Origin of the sequence: Agrobacterium sp. Ap1, assembly GCF_017313375.1 — a bacterium.
Classification (GTDB): domain Bacteria; phylum Pseudomonadota; class Alphaproteobacteria; order Rhizobiales; family Rhizobiaceae; genus Neorhizobium; species Neorhizobium cellulosilyticum.
On sequence record NZ_JAFLMY010000043.1, the window covers coordinates 1 to 16371 of the forward strand.

At 60.5% G+C, this 16371-nt stretch carries 22 protein-coding genes and 1 pseudogene; 17 read left to right on the plus strand and 6 right to left on the minus strand.

The window, feature by feature from the left end; translation table 11 throughout:
- Positions 1-143 precede the first annotated feature (143 nt).
- Positions 144-1031 (minus strand): AraC family transcriptional regulator, encoded by an 888-nt coding sequence (locus JZX87_RS30110; RefSeq protein WP_206829520.1) that lies wholly within the window; start codon positions 1029-1031, stop codon positions 144-146.
- A gap of 133 nt (positions 1032-1164) precedes the next feature.
- Between JZX87_RS30110 and JZX87_RS30115 the strand changes: the two are divergent.
- The 5 genes and pseudogenes from JZX87_RS30115 (at position 1165) to JZX87_RS30135 (ending at position 4198) form a co-directional block, all read left to right on the plus strand.
- Positions 1165-1909 (plus strand): annotated as a pseudogene (locus tag JZX87_RS30115) (SDR family NAD(P)-dependent oxidoreductase).
- Positions 1910-1925: 16 nt separating this feature from the next.
- Positions 1926-2321, plus strand: a complete 396-nt coding sequence (locus tag JZX87_RS30120) for a VOC family protein (protein ID WP_206829521.1) — start codon at positions 1926-1928, stop codon at positions 2319-2321.
- A gap of 1 nt (position 2322) precedes the next feature.
- Positions 2323-3303: a saccharopine dehydrogenase family protein gene (locus JZX87_RS30125; RefSeq protein ID WP_206829522.1), complete on the plus strand. Its 981-nt coding sequence runs from the start codon at positions 2323-2325 to the stop codon at positions 3301-3303.
- 10 nt (positions 3304-3313) lie between these two features.
- Positions 3314-3640: a nuclear transport factor 2 family protein gene (locus JZX87_RS30130; protein WP_206829523.1), complete on the plus strand. Its 327-nt coding sequence runs from the start codon at positions 3314-3316 to the stop codon at positions 3638-3640.
- A gap of 87 nt (positions 3641-3727) precedes the next feature.
- On the plus strand, positions 3728-4198 hold the full coding sequence (locus JZX87_RS30135; RefSeq protein WP_206829524.1) for a nuclear transport factor 2 family protein: 471 nt from the start codon (positions 3728-3730) through the stop codon (positions 4196-4198).
- A 42-nt stretch (positions 4199-4240) separates the two neighbouring features.
- Here the strand turns inward: JZX87_RS30135 and JZX87_RS30140 are convergent, their stop codons facing one another.
- Positions 4241-5146: a LysR substrate-binding domain-containing protein gene (locus tag JZX87_RS30140; RefSeq protein WP_206829525.1), complete on the minus strand. Its 906-nt coding sequence runs from the start codon at positions 5144-5146 to the stop codon at positions 4241-4243.
- A gap of 117 nt (positions 5147-5263) precedes the next feature.
- On the opposite strand from JZX87_RS30140, the gene JZX87_RS30145 reads away from it, so the two are divergent.
- The 4 genes from JZX87_RS30145 to JZX87_RS30160 all read left to right on the plus strand — a co-directional run bounded on the left by JZX87_RS30145 (position 5264) and on the right by JZX87_RS30160 (position 8013).
- Positions 5264-5968, plus strand: coding sequence for an SDR family oxidoreductase (locus tag JZX87_RS30145; RefSeq protein ID WP_206829526.1), 705 nt, complete (start codon positions 5264-5266; stop codon positions 5966-5968).
- A gap of 48 nt (positions 5969-6016) precedes the next feature.
- Positions 6017-6301, plus strand: a complete 285-nt coding sequence (locus tag JZX87_RS30150; RefSeq protein WP_206829527.1) for a DUF1330 domain-containing protein — start codon at positions 6017-6019, stop codon at positions 6299-6301.
- A gap of 74 nt (positions 6302-6375) precedes the next feature.
- Entirely contained in the window at positions 6376-6960 is a 585-nt protein-coding gene (locus JZX87_RS30155; protein WP_206829528.1) for a TetR/AcrR family transcriptional regulator, read from the plus strand.
- A gap of 27 nt (positions 6961-6987) precedes the next feature.
- Positions 6988-8013, plus strand: coding sequence for an NAD-dependent epimerase/dehydratase family protein (locus tag JZX87_RS30160; protein ID WP_206829529.1), 1026 nt, complete (start codon positions 6988-6990; stop codon positions 8011-8013).
- On the opposite strand, the gene JZX87_RS30165 is transcribed toward JZX87_RS30160, so the two are convergent.
- A complete protein-coding gene (locus tag JZX87_RS30165; RefSeq protein ID WP_206829530.1) occupies positions 8004-8399 on the minus strand; it encodes a MerR family transcriptional regulator in 396 nt (131 codons plus the stop codon). The genes JZX87_RS30160 and JZX87_RS30165 overlap by 10 nt on opposite strands.
- Positions 8400-8469: 70 nt before the next feature.
- On the opposite strand from JZX87_RS30165, the gene JZX87_RS30170 reads away from it, so the two are divergent.
- Positions 8470-9453 carry an aldo/keto reductase gene (locus JZX87_RS30170; protein WP_206829531.1) on the plus strand — a complete coding sequence of 328 codons (984 nt, stop codon included), beginning with the start codon at positions 8470-8472 and terminating at the stop codon, positions 9451-9453.
- A gap of 439 nt (positions 9454-9892) precedes the next feature.
- On the opposite strand, the gene JZX87_RS30175 is transcribed toward JZX87_RS30170, so the two are convergent.
- Positions 9893-10516, minus strand: a complete 624-nt coding sequence (locus tag JZX87_RS30175; protein WP_206829532.1) for a hypothetical protein — start codon at positions 10514-10516, stop codon at positions 9893-9895.
- 102 nt (positions 10517-10618) lie between these two features.
- Between JZX87_RS30175 and JZX87_RS30180 the strand changes: the two genes are divergently transcribed.
- From JZX87_RS30180 to arsH, 6 genes are read left to right on the plus strand one after another with little or no spacing between them, the layout of a single operon-like run.
- Complete coding sequence (locus JZX87_RS30180; protein WP_148145752.1) at positions 10619-10972, plus strand: ArsR/SmtB family transcription factor; 354 nt, start codon at positions 10619-10621, stop codon at positions 10970-10972.
- Positions 10966-11409: an arsenic resistance N-acetyltransferase ArsN2 gene (gene arsN2 / locus JZX87_RS30185; RefSeq protein WP_148145751.1), complete on the plus strand. Its 444-nt coding sequence runs from the start codon at positions 10966-10968 to the stop codon at positions 11407-11409. Before JZX87_RS30180 ends, arsN2 begins: the two co-directional genes overlap by 7 nt.
- Positions 11410-11423: 14 nt before the next feature.
- Positions 11424-11951 carry an arsenate reductase ArsC gene (locus JZX87_RS30190; protein ID WP_183821241.1) on the plus strand — a complete coding sequence of 176 codons (528 nt, stop codon included), beginning with the start codon at positions 11424-11426 and terminating at the stop codon, positions 11949-11951.
- Entirely contained in the window at positions 11951-13009 is a 1059-nt protein-coding gene (gene arsB, locus JZX87_RS30195; RefSeq protein WP_206829533.1) for an ACR3 family arsenite efflux transporter, read from the plus strand. Before JZX87_RS30190 ends, arsB begins: the two co-directional genes overlap by 1 nt.
- A 2-nt stretch (positions 13010-13011) precedes the next feature.
- The gene (gene arsC / locus JZX87_RS30200; protein WP_206829534.1) at positions 13012-13437 is read left to right on the plus strand and encodes an arsenate reductase (glutaredoxin); all 426 of its coding nucleotides are present in this window, start codon (positions 13012-13014) and stop codon (positions 13435-13437) included.
- Positions 13415-14140: an arsenical resistance protein ArsH gene (gene arsH, locus JZX87_RS30205; RefSeq protein WP_206829535.1), complete on the plus strand. Its 726-nt coding sequence runs from the start codon at positions 13415-13417 to the stop codon at positions 14138-14140. The genes arsC and arsH overlap by 23 nt, the downstream gene beginning before the upstream one ends.
- 4 nt (positions 14141-14144) lie before the next feature.
- Here arsH and arsK read toward each other — a convergent pair whose 3' ends face one another.
- Positions 14145-15353: an arsenite efflux MFS transporter ArsK gene (gene arsK, locus JZX87_RS30210; RefSeq protein WP_353654301.1), complete on the minus strand. Its 1209-nt coding sequence runs from the start codon at positions 15351-15353 to the stop codon at positions 14145-14147.
- Positions 15346-15702, minus strand: a complete 357-nt coding sequence (locus JZX87_RS30215; protein WP_206829536.1) for an ArsR/SmtB family transcription factor — start codon at positions 15700-15702, stop codon at positions 15346-15348. Before JZX87_RS30215 ends, arsK begins: the two co-directional genes overlap by 8 nt.
- 43 nt (positions 15703-15745) lie before the next feature.
- On the opposite strand from JZX87_RS30215, the gene JZX87_RS30220 reads away from it, so the two are divergent.
- Positions 15746-16261, plus strand: coding sequence for a DUF6428 family protein (locus JZX87_RS30220; RefSeq protein ID WP_206829537.1), 516 nt, complete (start codon positions 15746-15748; stop codon positions 16259-16261).
- The last annotated feature ends 110 nt before the right edge of the window (positions 16262-16371 follow it).

Sequence of the window (16371 nt, forward strand, 5' to 3'; positions counted from 1 at the left end):
AGGCCGGACATATGAACGCAAGCGATCAGATCAAATTGTCTCGAAATATCTTGCGGGTCAGGGGCCGTCCACATATGTGATCTGTCGTGAGGCAAGTGCCTGCTATGTGCGGGCACTACCGACTTCGACAAGCGGATGATCGACTATGCGACGTGCAGATCCCGCATGGCCTTTGCCAGATCCTTCGAGGGCGGGAGCCCAAACAGCCTGGCGTATTCACGGCTGAACTGGTTCGGGCTTTCGTATCCCACCCCGAACGAGATCGATGTCGCATTTCCCTGGCCCGCAATGAGTTGCGAACGCGCGTGCAGAAGGCGTACGCGCTTCTGATATTGGAGCGGGCTAAGCGCCGTCACGGCCTTGAAGTGACGATGGAATGCCGACACGCTCAAGGCGGCCATCTCCGCAAGCGCTTCAACTCTGATCGGCTCGGCAAAATTCTGTCGGATCCAGTCGATCGCCACGCTGATGCGCGAGAGTGCAGTGTCAGGCGTTGCTATGTCGCGCAACATCCAGCCAAGTGGCCCCTGCAGGACGCGGAATAGGATCTCGCGCTCGTAGGCGGGAGATAGCACCGTGATTTCGTCGGGACGATCCATCAGCTTGAGCATGCGGATCCAGGCGTCGAGAAAATCCTCGTTGACCGGGGCGACAGAGAACCCTGATCCGAACAGTTCGCTGCAGACCCTCACCGGAAGGTCGCGGATCAACGCGCCGACAATGGTGGGATCGAGCGTCAGGCTGACGGCGAGATAGGGTTCGCCAGTAGCTGCAGGATGGACTGATCCCACGGCCGGGAGATCGACGGACATCACGAAGTAGGTTGCCGGGTCGTAATGAAACGTCCGATCGCCGACCGTCATCGTCTTCGATCCCGTCAGGATCAGGTTGACCATGGGATCGTAGACAGCGGCGAGCTGGTGTTCGGGGATCTCGCCCTGGACCATGGCGACGCGGGGAATGCCCGTTTCCGTCCGCCTGTTTTCGGCCTTCGAGGCCAGTGCCCGCAGTTCATTCAGTTGCTTTTCCATGAGCCGACCGTGGCAGACCTCACAGGTGGGCGCAAGCGTGAAGCAGAAACAGGCAAGTTTCAGGGAGGAATAGGTGAGCGCCCGGCAGGCTGCGGACGTAGCTTCATCTCACACCAGATGAATGGAGAAACCCATGAAGATCGTCATCGTTACCGGAAGCAGCGGGGGTCTCGGAGCCAGCACAGCCATCAAATGCGCGGAGCGCGGCATGGGGGTGATCGTCACCTACAACAGCAATCCGGGACGAGCCGATGAGGTCGTCAGCACGATCGTGGAAATGGGCGGCAAGGCCGTCGCGTTGAAGCTCGATGTTGCCAATAGCCGTTCATTCGCGGAGTTCCGCGATGCGGTGCAAGCACAGCTAAAGGCGGTCTGGGGCAGAGAGAACTTCGACTACCTCGTCAACAATGCGGGATATGGTCTCTACGCACCGTTCTCCACGGTGACGGAGGAGCAGTTCGACGGCCTCTTCAATGTTCACCTCAAGGGACCATTCTTCCTGACTCAGGCTCTTCTTCCGCTGATAGAAGACGGCGGCCACATCATCAACATGACAAGCGCCACCAGCCGTGTCGCGACTGCAGGCGTATCGCCATATGCGTCGTTCAAGGGCGGTCTTGAGGTGCTGACGCGCTACATGGCCAAGGAATTCGGCGAGCGCCGGATACGGGCGAACTCGGTTGCCCCCGGCGCAATCCGCACCGAACTCGGCGGCGGCCTGAACGAGGAGTTCGAAGCCATGCTCGCAGGGGCAGACGGCCCTCGGTCGCGTCGGCGAGCCGGAAGAGATCGGCGGCGTGATCGCCAGCCTGCTGTCCGAGGAGAGCCGCTGGATCAACGCCCAGAACATCGAGGTGGCAGGCGGTTACATCATCTAGCGCAAAGGAGAGCAGCATGCTCGACCACGTTTTCATCTCGGTCAGCGATATCGATCGTTCGATCGCCTTTTACGAAGCGGCACTCGCGCCGCTGGGGATCTTTCATGCCGTCGACTACGACGGCAGGCAAGGCCCTCCCGGACATCCCGACCTCAAGGGTTTCGGCGCGAACGGCCGGGTGTTCTTCTGGCTGCGCGAAAGCGTTGTCGAAGGCCGGGCCGCGCATGTCGGCTTTGTTGCCGAGGGCAAGGCCCAGGTGAATGCCGCCCATGCCGCAGCGATTGCAGCAGGTGCGATCGAGATCCATCCGCCCGGACCACAGCTTCATTACGACCCTCGGTATTACGCGGCGCAGGTTCGCGATCCCGACGGCTACTCACTCGAATTCGTCTACAAGGAATGGCAGCACTGACATGACAAAACTGATGATCTATGGCGCGACGGGATATACCGGGCGCTTGGCTGCTGCGCATGCAAAAGCGGCCGGAACCTCCATCATTCTGGCTGGACGCAGCGAAGGACCGCTTGCCGAACTTTCCTCGGAGCTTGGCGTTGAATTCCGCGCCTTCCCGCTCGATGACGCGGCGGCAATCGACGCGAATCTCGATGGCGTTGCGGTCATCCTCAACTGCGCAGGTCCTTTCATGCGGACGGCCAGGCCGCTGATGCAAGCGTCCATACGCAACGGCGTGCACTATGTCGATACGGCCGCCGAACTCGACAGCTACCGTCTGGCGGAACAGTTTGACGAGCAGGCGAAGGCCGCGGATGTCATGTTGATGCCGGGCGGCGGCGGCAGTGTCGCCATGCTCGGCAGTCTTGCAGGGCATGCGGTTGAGAAGGTCGTAGCTCCCCGGAAGATACGGATCGCCCTGCATGTTGCAGGTGGTCTGTCGCGCGGCTCCGCGATCAGTGCCACGGAGAACCTGACTACGGAGACGCTCGAGCGCGTCGGAGGCGAATTGGTCGAAGTGGCCGCCGACATCCAGAAATTCGACTTCGGGCAGGGGGCGGTAGATTCGTTCCGGGTCACGTTGCCCGATCTCATCACCATCTGGCGGGCGGCGCAGATCCCCGACATCGCGACATTCGTGCATGTGACGGGAGATGGGTTCCCTCAGGGCGACCTGTCCAGTCTCCCGGACGGACCGACGGAAGCGGAGCGTCAGGCAAACCGCTACAGGGCGGTGGTCGAGGTGACCGATGCGGAGGGGCGGGTGACCCGTTCGCGTCTCGATACCGTCAACGGTTACACCTTCACCGCGATGGCGGCGGCCGAGGCCGGGCGGCGGGTCCTGTCAGGCGAGGCGCTGCCCGGTTTCCACACACCCGCGGGACTGTTCGGCAGCGGGTTTGCCGAAACCATCGCCGACACCACGATCATCGATATCTGAGGTGGGGCAGATGGAAGATCTGATTGACAGCTTCATCCGGAGGGCCAATGCGTTCGATGTCGAGGGCACGCTGACACTGTTTGCTTCGGACGCGGTCATCGATGACGTCTCGGTCGGTGATGCATTCACCGGAAGAGACGGGGTCCGACAATATCTGGAACGCTTTTTCGTCGGCTACAGCACCAGAACAGAGCTGCTGTCGATCGAGAAGGAAGGCCGTTCCAGAGCTGTCGTCCGCGTCGATTTCACAGGCGACTTCGGCCACGAGATCGGGTTGCTCAAGATCGTCGTCGGACAGGATGGCCTGATCACCCGCATCGACGCCGATCTCGAATAGCCGGCCCTCAAGACTCCAACACCACGACCGCCATCGCCGGGGAGGGCTTGCATTCTGCGAGCCTCCGGCCTGACAAGGACCATGTTTATGACGACTTCAATTTCATCTGCCCAGCAGACTGCCGACAAGCTACAGGTGGTCGAGGCCCTGTATCGTTTCGCAGCCGGCATCGATCTTCGTGACAAAGATCTCCTCGCGTCATCGCTTGCGGAGAACGCGGTCTCGGACTTTCGCCCGGCCGCCGCAAAGGCAGGATTCGAGTATCCGGTCATCAAGGGCAGGGAGACAATCGTATCCGCCCTGCTGACTTCGCTTGGCACCTTGGACACGACGCATTCCGTCAGCAATCCACGGGTGACCATTGATGGTGATATAGCCAGAATGGACGTACTCGTCGAAGCGCAACACGTCCTACGGAATGACGGAGCCCGCCACTATCTGATGAAGAACAGATACGATGTCGAACTGGCTCGAAGTGGCGATGTCTGGGTGATCACCCGGAACACGGTCGATAATGTCTGGCGATCAGGCGACTTGGCTGTCCTATCGGCGATTTAGTCAGGCTTTGGCTCCTGCCCTCCGCCAGTTCGCCATCACGTTTTATTCGGCGGTTGGGGATGTCATTGAGATCATCCACGCTTTCACGGCCTCCATCGCCGCCGTTTTCCGATGTTTCGGCCATACAAGGTAGAAGTCCGACGGGCCGCGAAGTTTGACGTTGTCGATCTGGACAAGGCGACCCCCCTGCAGATCGCTGGCCACGAAATTGCGGGTGGCCAGCACGATGCCCTGACCCGCGATCGCGGCATCGATGGCATGGGATGTCTGGTTGAAGCTGATACGCCTGAATGCTGGCATATCAATCTGACCTGACATTCCAAACTGCCGCTCGATGAACTCCGGCCAGAAATTATGCGTGTCCTGCAGAAGCGCATATCCGGATAGCTCTGCGAGGGTCCTCGGCACGCCGCGATCCCGAAGAAGCATTGGGCTGCAGGCGGCGATGATCTCCTGCTCGAACAGCAATTCCGAAGCAAGTCCCGGCCCAAAGGGCGGGTGGCCATAGCGCACGGCAAGATCGACGCCATCCACCTGGAAATTCGAAATGCGGTCGGTCGCGACGATATGGATGTCGAGGTCTGGATGTTTCGCCGTCAGATCCGGCAGCCGGGGGATCAGCCACTTCGATGCGAAGGTTGGTGTCGTGCTGATTGCGAGTCTTATGGGTTGCGGCTTGAGGTCGCCCGTGGCGCGCGCGATGATCTCGAAAGCTCGGCTGATATCGGCGATGTAGGCACGGCCTTCCCCTGTAAGGCCCAGGGTTCGAGGCAGACGCTCAAACAGTTGCAGGCCCAGTTCCGCTTCCAGCCCGCGCACTTGTTGCGCCACCGCGCCCTGGGTAACGCCAAGCTCTTCCGCCGCCAGCCGAAAGTTCAGATGGCGTGCCGCGGCTTCGAAAGCCTTCAGGCCATTAAGAGATGGTAGCCTTCCAAGTGTGTTGGTCATTCAGTAGATTTTCTATCGGAAAAATTCAGGAGAACTGATTGGCGCGTTCGATCTTCATGATGATATCTCTCGTCTCAGTGGTAATCAATCAATGCATCGACGAGAAGGACGACCGCCATGACAATAGAAAAAGTCGCCATCATCACGGCTGGTGGCAGTGGAATGGGCGCCGAGGCCGCCAAGCGGCTGGCGGCTGACGGCTTCAAGGTGGCGATCCTGTCGTCCTCCGGAAAGGGTGAGGCTCTGGCAGCCGAACTCGGCGGTATCGGTGTGACGGGCTCCAACCAGTCGAACGACGACCTGAAGCGGCTTGTCGATGCCACGATGGAGAAATGGGGCCAGATCGACGCGTTGGTCAACAGCGCAGGCCATGGTCCGCGTGCTGGTATCACCGAGATCACCGACGAGCAGTGGCATATGGGCATGGACGTTTATTTGATGAACGTCATCCGTCCTGTTAGGCTGGTCACGCCGATCATGCAGGCGCAGAAATCGGGTGCGGTCGTCAACATCTCCACCGCCTGGGCCTTCGAGCCGGCCCCGATGTTCCCGACCTCGGCCGTGTTCCGTGCCGGGCTTGCCTCCTATACCAAGATCTATGCCGACACCTATGCGGCCGACAATATTCGCATGAACAACGTGCTGCCCGGCTGGATCGACAGCCTGCCCGGTACCGAGGAACGTCGCGACATGGTGCCGATGAAGCGCTACGGCACCAGCGCCGAGGTGGCCGCGACCGTTTCGTTCCTAGTCTCGGAAGGAGCTGGCTACATCACCGGCCAGAATCTCAAGGTCGATGGCGGCCTGACTCGGTCGGTCTGAGGTTCCATGTAGGGACCGCTGTATCTCGCATTCAAGGGATGGCTGGATATGCCCGGATACTGGGTCGTCAAAGGCGGCGATGTCGAGGACGTGGAGGCTCTTGCGGCGTATAACGCGATCTTCTCGGTTATCGCCGTGCGATATGGGGTGGAGATCATCGCCGGCAGATCACGGGTCGAGACCGTCGAAGGGCGGCATTTCCCGCGGCAGTTCATCCTGAAGTTCGACAGCTATGAGATAGCAAGGGCTTGCTACGGCGACCCGGAGTATCAGGAATCTCTCACGCTTGCGGCGCGGGCATATTCGCGGGAATTGTCCATTCTGGAAGGATAGGGATAACCCCGCCGGCTTGACACCGTTCAGTTTGATTATTTATAACCATCTGGTTGGAAATAATTGGTGAGACGATGGGCAGGAAACGGGTTGTCGATCAGCAGGCGGTTCTTGATGCCGCGGAACGGGTTGTCGGGCGCGATGGCGCCGCCAATCTGACGATCGATGCGGTCGCCAGAGAGGCGGGTGTCAACAAGGCAAGCGTACTCTACGACCATAAGTCCAAGCAGGCTCTGATCGAGGCCATCGTCGACCGCGCATTCGAGCGCGACAATGCCCATCACTCCGGGATAGAGCGGCAGATCGATGCCCCCGAAGATCGGGCCATTAAGGGGCGAATCCTTGCCGCATCCGCGCCGCCACCCGAAGAGTTCAAGGCGGTTGCGCTCAACCTCAGCGCCGCGCTTGCGCTCGATGCGGGATTGCGCGGCAAGATGCAGCAAAACCAGGCGCGGACGATCGCCCGCATCGAGGAAACCTCCCGATCGCCAAGCGGCGCGCTCCTGGCCTATCTGGCTCTTGAAGGACTGAAGTTCCTCGAACATCTCGATTTCCATCATTTCGAGCGTGAAGACCGTGATCGGATCCTTCGCGAGATCAACTGGCTCGTCACAATGCATCCGGAGGAGACCGATCTTCCCATTGCCGGGACGAGCTGACACTCCCAGTACCTTCAGGTGAATGACATGACAGACAGCATTGCCGCCCCTGCCGCGGCCACGGATAAACGCGTCCCGTTCCAGCGCATCTTCCTCACAGGAGGGAGCGGTTACGTCGGCCGCAACCTGATCCGCCATTTCGTTGCCCGTGGCGTCACGGTCACCGCGCTTGTCCGCAGTGATGCGTCGGCGGAACGCGTCCGGGCACTCGGAGCGGTCCCGTTCCGAGGCGAGCTTTTCGATCCCGCCCTGGCTGCCGGAATGGCAGGCTGCGATGCTCTGATCCATGCCGCGGCCGATACCGATCATGGCCCCGCGACCGAGGCGCAGCGCCGCATCAATGAGGACGGCACGCGCGCCGTGCTCGATGCCGCCCGCGTTGCCTGCATCTCCAAGGTCATCCACCTCAGTACGGAATCGGTGCTGGCCACGGGCAGGCCGCTGCTCAACGTGGATGAGACCATCCCTCTGCCGCGAAATCCTGCAGGCGGATATTCCCGTACCAAGGCAGAGGCCGAGCGGATCGCCCTTGCCGCCAATGGCCCGAAGCTCTCGATCGTTGTCTTGCGCCCGCGCTTCGTCTGGGGACGTGACGACACGACTGCGCTGCCGATGCTGATGGAGGCGGTCCGTTCGGGAAAGTTCGCCTGGATTTCTGGCGGGACCTACCTGACCTCGACGACCCATATCGCCAATCTTTGCCATGCCGTCGAACTGGCACTCAGCAAGGGGCAGGGAGGCGAGGTGTATTTCATCTCGGATGGAGACCCCTTGCCGTTCCGCACCATGGTCTCGGGCCTTATCGAAACGCAGGGGCAGCCCGTGCCGGAAAAGACCGTGCCGCGTTTCGTCGTTCGCGCCGTTGCGGCGATCGGGGACCTGCTTGGTCTCATCTCCCGTGGCCGGATCGTGCCGCCCCTTACACTTCAGACCTATGCGACCTCCGCCGTCGAAGTGTCGTTCGATATCGGCAAGGCGCGGCGCGAATTGGGCTATGCACCCCTCATATCAAGGGAAGAGGGGCTGGCCGAATTGCGCGCTGGTCAGCACTGATATTCTTCAAGGCGGGGCGCACCGTCCGGCTTTCCCGCCTTGATCCAATCCACCTTGCCACGCAGGAAGGACAGCGCCTCGTCCAGTGCGGCTTTTCGCTCCTCCAGTCGGGCGATCTGCAACTGCAAAACCTCAATCGTGCGTTCCGGCGAATGTTCGCCAGCGCGATACTCCTCATTGAGTTCCAGGATCTCACTGAGCGAATAGCCCAGCGTCTGCTGCAGGCGGATCATGCGCGCGGCCGTTACATCCTCCCTCCTGAATACCTGGTAGGGGTTCGATCCGCCCTTTGCGCTGCGCTCGGGCTTGAGCAGACCTTTGGTGATGTAGAAGCGGATCGTATCGACCGGCAGATCCGCGGCTCTGGCAAATTCCGAGATGAGCATGATTCAACCCTTGACCATGGACTGCACTCCATACTTATAAGAAGTGCTTGTCAAGATATGGAGAACCAGAATGACAAGCGAAATCATCACCATGCCAAAGGTGCAACTCGGACAGAGCGGCCCCATGATCGGCGCCCAGGGACTGGGCTGCATGGGCATGAGCGAATTCTATGGAGAGACCGACGAGACCGAATCCCGTGCCACGCTTAAGCGCGCGCTGGAACTGGGTGTCACCATGTTCGACACCGCCGACATGTATGGGGTAGGCGCCAACGAGGAATTCCTCGCCCCCTTCCTCGCCGCGCATCGTGACGAGATCATCATCGGCACCAAGTTCGGTTATGCGAGGTCGCCCGAAAACCCCAACGACTGGAGCCTCGACAATCGTCCCGAATTCATCCGGGCCGCAGTGGATCGCTCGCTGAAGCGGCTTGGGGTCGATGTCATCGACCTCTATTACATGCATCGCCAAGATGGCGTGACGCCGTTGGAGGACGCCGTCGACGCGATGGCCGATCTGGTGACTTCAGGCAAGGTGAAATGGCTCGGACTTTCTGCCGTCAGCGCTGAAGACCTGCGCGCCGCCCATGCCGTCCACCCGATCTCCGCCCTTCAATCGGAATGGTCGATCTTCACCCGGGACATCGAGACGGAGATCGTGCCAGTCGCCGCGGAACTGGGTGTGACGATCGTGCCTTATTCGCCGCTTGGTCGCGGCATGCTGACGGGCCAGGCATTTGCCGGAGGTCTGACCGGTGACGATGCGCGTCAGGATTTCCCGCGCTTCTCACCGCAGAACCGCGAAGCCAATATGCGCCTTGTCGCCAAGATCGAGGAGATCGCATCTGCCAGGGGCGTTACCTCTGCCCAGCTCGCTCTCGCGTGGCTTTACGCGCAGTCCAGCAGATTGGGCGCAAAGACGGTTCCGATCCCCGGAACGCGCAAGCGGACCCGTCTCGCTGAAAACGTCACGGCGGCCTCGGTCAGCCTCAGTGCCGACGAGATGGATATGCTGGAGCCGATAGCGGCTGACGTGCAGGGGATTGCCGTGTAGGTAAGGGACGTCTCGATGCCAACCGCTTCGGAGTTGAACATGAAGCTCAAAATACTTCTGCTGGTCGTCGTATCCGGCATCTTTCTGTCGGCCTGCCACACGACCCGCATGGGGCAGAGCATGGGGTTTCCCTCGCCGGAAGAGCGCCGGTTCTGATCCCGTATAGCTCCAATAAAGGCTTTGCCAGAATGCTTCGATCTCCGTTCTGGCGGAGCCTGCCATCTTCCCTTTGCCTCTATCGCTTTCAGCGCATCTGGTGCATCGTCCGAAGGTCATGCTGGCACCATCTTTTCACTGGGATAGCGCGCATATGGGACAGACGATCTCGCTGATCGGATCAAGGGCGTGAGGCAGTGCAGCCATCGGATCGCTCCCGGCTCATTGGTTCCGTCGGTCTGGTTGACGAAATCCGGATACCATCCGTGCTCTGGGCGGAGCGCTATTTGAGGAAGCCTTCAGCATCGAACTCGTCCCATCCGCGCAATGGCGACGGGTTCGATCCATCCTTGCGCGTCCCCTTTTTCTTCCCTTTCCGAAGCGATCTCGTGAGCTTCGCTTTCATGGCCGACTGACGGCGTTTCTCGGCCGCCGCAGCTATATCGTCCTCGCGCCATTCATCGACGGCACCGCGGTCGAGGATGTCCACCACCACGGCCGGATCGAAAACGTGGAAGGTGATCTGACGAGCGCGGCCACGCAGCTTCACGGTTCGCGTGCCTGCTGAGGGGAGGCGACCATCCTCCAGCCAGCGCCGCCGTTCCGAGGTGGAGATCGCCAGGATGTCTTCTATCTCCCGGGGGATGACGGGAAGAGCTTCCATCTCGGCGAGCATCTCGGTTGTCGATGCGGAGGTTGCGCGGAAGATCGCTCTCGATGTCTCAGGCATCGCCAGCGTCAGAATTCCGCTTTCGAGATCCAGCGCCTTCCGAACCGCGAACGGAAGACGGGCGCGGATTTCCTGGAGGATGCCCTTGGCGCGCACCGCTGATCCGATCGTCATCGACGTTGGCAGTGACCACGTCTTCATCAGTTCCGGTTCCGCGCTTTCTTTCTTCTTTGCCATCCTCATCAGATGGATGCTGCGCGCGCCCACGTCAACGGCGGGTCAGCAAGGAGCGCCATATCCGAGGATTGACAATGATGTTATATCTATTATTCTGGATATATGGAAAGCAACTCTGCGATCGCGGCGCTCGCTGCACTGGCCCAGAACACCCGCCTTGAGACCTTCCGGTTGCTGGTGAGGCACGAACCCGACGGCATTCCCGCAGGCGAACTCGCGCGGTTGCTTGACGTACCGCAGAATACGATGTCGGCCCATCTCGCAACGCTTTCGCGGGCTGGACTCGTCAAGAGCGAGCGGCAGAGCAGATCCATCATCTACCGGGCAGATCTGGATGGTCTGCGTGACCTGACGCTGTTCCTGCTCAAGGACTGCTGCGGCGGCTCGATAGAACTCTGCGCACCGCTTATCGCGGAGCTGACGCCGTGTTGCAACCCGGAGGCGAAACCATGTTGAATCCTGTCTCGCTCGAACCTGTGTCCGGTTCCGATGATGATCTCCGCGACGCACTCGCCACAGCGCAGCTTCCGACAGAAGATATCCAGGAGGCGGGACGGACATTCTTCAAAGCCCGTTCTGATGGTGTCGAGGTGATCGGCTTCTGCGGGATAGAGCAGTGCGGGAGCGACTTCCTTCTGCGTTCGGTAGTCGTGCTTTCCGGACATCGCGGTCGGGGCTTCGGGAAGGCCATCGTCGAGCAGACTCTTCGAGGTCTGGATCGCAATGGCGACGTCTATCTCGCGACCACCACTGCTGCCCCATTCTTCTCGACTATCGGGTTCTCCGAAGTTCCGCGGGAGAGCGTGCCTCCGGCAGTTCTCGACACCCGCCAGCTTTCCTCCATCTGCCCATCGTCGGCGACCATCATGAAGCTCCAAAGGCCTCCGACCTAAAACGGACAACGACCATGACTGAAAAGACCTACAACGTGCTCTTCCTGTGCACGGGCAATTCCGCTCGCTCTATTCTCGCTGAATCCATCCTCAACAAGGAAGGCGGCGGGCGCTTCAAGGCCTATTCAGCCGGCAGCCAGCCGAAAGGCGAGGTAAACCCTCATGCCTTGGCGGAGCTGACCGTCTTGGGGTATCCGGCAACTGGCTTCTCGTCCAAGAGCTGGGATGTCTTCGCGGAACCCGATGCGCCCGAGATGGACTTCGTCTTCACCGTCTGCGACAGCGCCGCGGGCGAGGCCTGCCCGGTCTGGATCGGGCATCCGATGACGGCGCACTGGGGTGTCGAGGATCCTGCTGCCGCGGTCGGATCCGAGGTCGAGATCCAACGCGCCTTTGCGCAGGCCGCCCGCTTCCTGAAGAACCGCATCTCAGCCTTCATCAACCTGCCGATCACCTCGATCGATCGGATGGCTCTTGAGACGAGGCTCCGGCAGATCGGTGCGATGGAGGGCTCGACCTCGCCGCAAGGGAAGGCATCCTGATGTCCACTTTCGAACGATACCTGACCGTCTGGGTCTTCCTCTGCATCGCCGTCGGTGTGGGGCTCGGCCATCTCATGCCCGGCTTTTTCCAGATCATCGGGTCCGCCGAGATCGCCAAGGTGAACATCCCAGTTGCCATCCTGATCTGGCTGATGATTATCCCGATGCTGCTGAAAATCGATTTCCGGTCGCTCACGCAGGTTGGCTCCTATTGGCGCGGGATCGGCGTGACGCTGTTCATCAACTGGGCGGTCAAGCCATTCTCGATGGCGCTTCTGGGTTGGCTGTTCGTCGGATGGCTCTTCCGACCATACCTGCCAGCGGATCAGATCGACTCCTATATCGCTGGCCTGATAATCCTCGCGGCGGCTCCATGCACGGCGATGGTCTTCGTCTGGAGCAATCTGACGCGCGGAGAGCCGATGTTCACGCTCTCTCAGGTAGCACTGAACGACGCGATCATGGTCATCGCCTTCGCGCCGATCGTCGGTCTGCTGCTCGGTCTTTCTGCGATCACTGTGCCGTGGGCAACGCTTGCCTTGTCCGTTGCCCTCTACATTGTCGTGCCCGTCATCATTGCGCAGGTGCTTCGAAGCCGTCTAATCGCAGACGGAACCACCTGGGCGCTCGACAGCCTACTTGCCAAGCTTCAACCGATGTCGCTTGTTGCTCTGCTCGCCACTCTCGTGCTTCTCTTCGCATTCCAGGGCGAACAGATCATCGAGCAGCCGACCATCATCGCTCTGCTCGCGGTTCCGATCCTGATCCAGGTCTACTTCAACTCGGGTCTCGCCTACCTCCTGAACCGGATGTCGGGAGAACGCCATTGCGTCGCCGGACCGTCCGCACTCATCGGTGCCAGCAACTTCTTCGAATTGGCAGTCGCCGCCGCCATCAGCCTGTTCGGATTTCAGTCGGGCGCGGCGCTCGCCACAGTCGTCGGAGTTCTGATCGAGGTTCCGGTGATGCTGTCCGTCGTCCGGATCGTGAACCGTTCCAAGGGCTGGTACGAGGCATCTTCCGCCGTCGCAAAAACAACCGCTACCGAAAGGACATGATCATGGATGTCACCATCTACCACAACCCGGCCTGCGGCACGTCTCGCAACACGCTGGCGCTGATCCTCGCCGCCGGGATCGAGCCCACCGTCATCGAGTATCTCCAGAACCCGCCGACGCGGGACCGGCTCGCGAAGATGATCTCCGACGCTGGCATGACCATTCGCGAGGCGATCCGGGAGAAGGGCACGCCCTATGCCGAGCTTGGTCTCGACAATCCCGACCTGACCGACGAGCAATTGCTGGATGCGATGATCGCGACACCGATCCTCATTAACCGTCCGCTCGTTGTCACCCCGCTTGGCACCAGGCTTGCCCGGCCTTCGGAGGCAGTTCTCGACATCCTGCCCGCCGACGCATTCACGGGGCCCTTCACCAAGGAAGACGGTGAGCAGGTCCTCGACAATGAAGGAAAGCGCATTGCCTGATACATTCCCCGCACTGAACGACCAGCACATCCAGCCGATCGACATCGAATCCCTGCGGCCCGCCTTCTCCACGCACAAGCCACGGATACTGATCCTCTACGGATCGCTCCGGGAGGTGTCATACAGTCGTCTGCTCGCATTCGAAGTCCGCCGTCTGCTCGAACGTATGGGATGCGAGGTTCGAATCTTCGATCCGGCGGGACTGCCGCTACCGGACGAGGCGCCTGTCAGCCATCCGAAAGTTCAGGAACTTCGCGAACTGACCCAGTGGTCTGAAGGCCATGTCTGGATCAGCCCGGAACGGCATGGTGCGATGACCGGGATCATGAAATCGCAGATCGACTGGATCCCGCTGTCGGTCGGCTCCGTGCGGCCGACGCAGGGCAAGACGCTGGCGGTGATGGAAGTTTCCGGTGGCAGTCAATCCTTCAACGCGGTCAATCAGTTGCGCATCCTTGGCCGCTGGATGCGGATGATTACAATCCCCAACCAGAGCAGCGTGGCGAAGGCGTTCCAGGAATTCGGTGTCGATGGTCGCATGAAGCCGTCGTCCTATTACGACCGTGTCGTCGACGTCTGCGAGGAACTGGTGAAGTTCACCATCATGACCCGCGATGCCTCCACCTACCTGACCGACCGCTACAGCGAGCGGAAGGAAGAGGCGGCCGAGCTGGAGAAGCGGGTTTCGCTGAAATCGATCTGACGAACTAGACCGTTGCGGTGGCTGGCCGCCGACAGGATACCGCCACCGCAACGAATGCCGCGATGCTGATGGCACCGAGACATGCGTTTCCAATGAGCGACAGGCTCAGGCCCAGGTTCTCCATCGCCGCCGCGAACGCGAAGGGCGCTCCGGCTCCGAGCGCCAGTCGGGCGGCCGCCATCTTGCCTGTGATCGTGCCATACCCATCCGATCCAAACAGATAGAGCGGCAGGCTTCCCTGCGCGATGCTGTTGATGCCGGAACCGAGCCCGAGGCAGATTGCGAACGCGACAGCGCCCGGCAACCAGTCACCCGTCGCCAGCAGGATCAGAATGCCGAAAACGATCAGCACCGCCGACAGGACAGCGAGTGCCGGCGGCGACAGGTTCTTTCCGAAGACCATGTTGATAAGGCGGCTCGCGACCTGTGCCGGACCGAACAGGGATCCGATCACCACTGCCGCGGCACCCAGCCCGATCGACCCAAGCATCGGCACCATATGCGCGAGGATTGCGGCAAGCGTGAATCCGAGAAGCGCGAAGGCAAATGACACCATGATCATGCTTCGGCGACGGGCATCGTGGGGGATTGCCCCGATGACCGCCTCGCGAGGCCGGGCGGCCGTATCCGCATTCGATCCGGTCTTGCCGACGCGCATGATCCAGAAATGCAGAGGCATGCAGAGGAACAGGTTCAGCGCTGCGAAGACCAGATAGATCTCACGCCACGACATCCATCCGGAAAGTGCGGCCGAGATCGGCCAGAAGATGGTTGATGCGAAGCCGCCGATCAGGGTGAGATAGGTGATGCTCCGGGAGGCCGAACGGGGATCGCTCTCGACCAATGTCGCGAATGCCGCCTGATACTGCACCATCCCTGATGACACCTCGAGCAGGATGATGGCTATGGCGAATACGGCGACCGACGGCGACCAGGCGCACAGAGCGAGCGTCAACGCGGCAAGAACCGAGCCTAGCGTCATGATGGTGGCGGCGCCGATCCGATCCATCTGCTTGCCCAGGTAAGTGGCCGACAGGCCACCGATGAACAGCGAGACGGAGAAGACCCCAAACACCTGGGCAAGCGAGAGGCCCAGATCTACGGCCATGCCAGGAGCAAGAATGCTGAAGCTATAATAGAGAGTGCCGTAGCCAATGATCTGAGTGATGCCGAGAGCGGAGACGATACCCGCGCGAACCTGTCGACTATGCACTTGATACCTCATCATCCGGGATGCAGCAGCCGTCACTCTTCGCGACATTCTCCCGGATCGCAGGGTGTCCGGCGCAGCAGTCTTCCATCAGGAACTTCACGAGACCGGCGAGTGTCTCGTAGCTGGCGCTGTAGATGATGGAGCGGGATTCCCTACGCTGCGAGATCAGCCCGGAACGCTCCAGCTCCTTGAGGTGAAACGACACGTTCGTTGCCGAAACCCCCATGCGCTCCGCGATCACACCTGCCGCCAATCCCTCAGGGCCTGCGATGACCAGCTCGCGGACGATCCCAAGGCGGGTCTCTTGGGAGAGGGCGGCAAATGACGAAAGAGCTTGACGTTCGTCCATATTTCAATATTCCTTGAATAATTGTATAGAAGGGATAACGCACATGAACGCGATCGACAAGGCAGTTTCTTCTGACATCACGCTCGGCCACCTTCTCGATGTTCTCGCGGTCGCGCCGGATGCGCCACTGGTGTTCACCTATGACGGCAACCCCGTTCGGCCGGGATACCATGTCACCGAAGTGAAGGCCGGGCAGTTCTCGGCACTCGACTGCGGTGCCAATCCGGAAGCCTGGTCCGAGATCTTCGTCCAGCTCTGGGATATAGACGAGGATGGCCGGACACACATGCCAGCGGGCAAGTTCTCGGCGATCATCCGTAAAGTCTCCGATCATGTCCGGCTTGAGCCAAGTGCCAGGCTCACGTTCGAAGTCAGTGAAGGCGTGCGGCCGATGGCTCTCTACTGCGCCGCCACGCCGCGCCTTGATGCCGGAACATACCTGGTGAACTTGCAGGCTAGGCCAGCGAGCTGCAAGCCACGGGATCGCTGGCTGGCTGAGGAGCAGGCAAAATCAGCCTGTCGTGGACCATCCGATAGCGCTTCGAAGTGTTGCCCGTAGATCGCTGGTAGCATCAGCCATGCGGAGACAAGTACTTGATGTTGGAGTGGACGGCCCCTGAACGGCATCGAAATGTGCCAGAATGAGCTGTTAAGATCTCAATCGAAGGG

Bases quoted from the DNA above. Each gene is read 5' to 3' on its own strand.
- JZX87_RS30110 (WP_206829520.1), bottom strand. From the start codon at position 1,031: ATGGAAAAGCAACTGAATGAACTGCGGGCACTGGCCTCGAAGGCCGAA.
- JZX87_RS30120 (WP_206829521.1), top strand. From the start codon at position 1,926: ATGCTCGACCACGTTTTCATCTCGGTCAGCGATATCGATCGTTCGATC.
- JZX87_RS30125 (WP_206829522.1), top strand. From the start codon at position 2,323: ATGACAAAACTGATGATCTATGGCGCGACGGGATATACCGGGCGCTTG.
- JZX87_RS30130 (WP_206829523.1), top strand. From the start codon at position 3,314: ATGGAAGATCTGATTGACAGCTTCATCCGGAGGGCCAATGCGTTCGAT.
- JZX87_RS30135 (WP_206829524.1), top strand. From the start codon at position 3,728: ATGACGACTTCAATTTCATCTGCCCAGCAGACTGCCGACAAGCTACAG.
- JZX87_RS30140 (WP_206829525.1), bottom strand. From the start codon at position 5,146: ATGACCAACACACTTGGAAGGCTACCATCTCTTAATGGCCTGAAGGCT.
- JZX87_RS30145 (WP_206829526.1), top strand. From the start codon at position 5,264: ATGACAATAGAAAAAGTCGCCATCATCACGGCTGGTGGCAGTGGAATG.
- JZX87_RS30150 (WP_206829527.1), top strand. From the start codon at position 6,017: ATGCCCGGATACTGGGTCGTCAAAGGCGGCGATGTCGAGGACGTGGAG.
- JZX87_RS30155 (WP_206829528.1), top strand. From the start codon at position 6,376: ATGGGCAGGAAACGGGTTGTCGATCAGCAGGCGGTTCTTGATGCCGCG.
- JZX87_RS30160 (WP_206829529.1), top strand. From the start codon at position 6,988: ATGACAGACAGCATTGCCGCCCCTGCCGCGGCCACGGATAAACGCGTC.
- JZX87_RS30165 (WP_206829530.1), bottom strand. From the start codon at position 8,399: ATGCTCATCTCGGAATTTGCCAGAGCCGCGGATCTGCCGGTCGATACG.
- JZX87_RS30170 (WP_206829531.1), top strand. From the start codon at position 8,470: ATGACAAGCGAAATCATCACCATGCCAAAGGTGCAACTCGGACAGAGC.
- JZX87_RS30175 (WP_206829532.1), bottom strand. From the start codon at position 10,516: ATGGCAAAGAAGAAAGAAAGCGCGGAACCGGAACTGATGAAGACGTGG.
- JZX87_RS30180 (WP_148145752.1), top strand. From the start codon at position 10,619: ATGGAAAGCAACTCTGCGATCGCGGCGCTCGCTGCACTGGCCCAGAAC.
- arsN2 (WP_148145751.1), top strand. From the start codon at position 10,966: ATGTTGAATCCTGTCTCGCTCGAACCTGTGTCCGGTTCCGATGATGAT.
- JZX87_RS30190 (WP_183821241.1), top strand. From the start codon at position 11,424: ATGACTGAAAAGACCTACAACGTGCTCTTCCTGTGCACGGGCAATTCC.
- arsB (WP_206829533.1), top strand. From the start codon at position 11,951: ATGTCCACTTTCGAACGATACCTGACCGTCTGGGTCTTCCTCTGCATC.
- arsC (WP_206829534.1), top strand. From the start codon at position 13,012: ATGGATGTCACCATCTACCACAACCCGGCCTGCGGCACGTCTCGCAAC.
- arsH (WP_206829535.1), top strand. From the start codon at position 13,415: ATGAAGGAAAGCGCATTGCCTGATACATTCCCCGCACTGAACGACCAG.
- JZX87_RS30215 (WP_206829536.1), bottom strand. From the start codon at position 15,702: ATGGACGAACGTCAAGCTCTTTCGTCATTTGCCGCCCTCTCCCAAGAG.
- JZX87_RS30220 (WP_206829537.1), top strand. From the start codon at position 15,746: ATGAACGCGATCGACAAGGCAGTTTCTTCTGACATCACGCTCGGCCAC.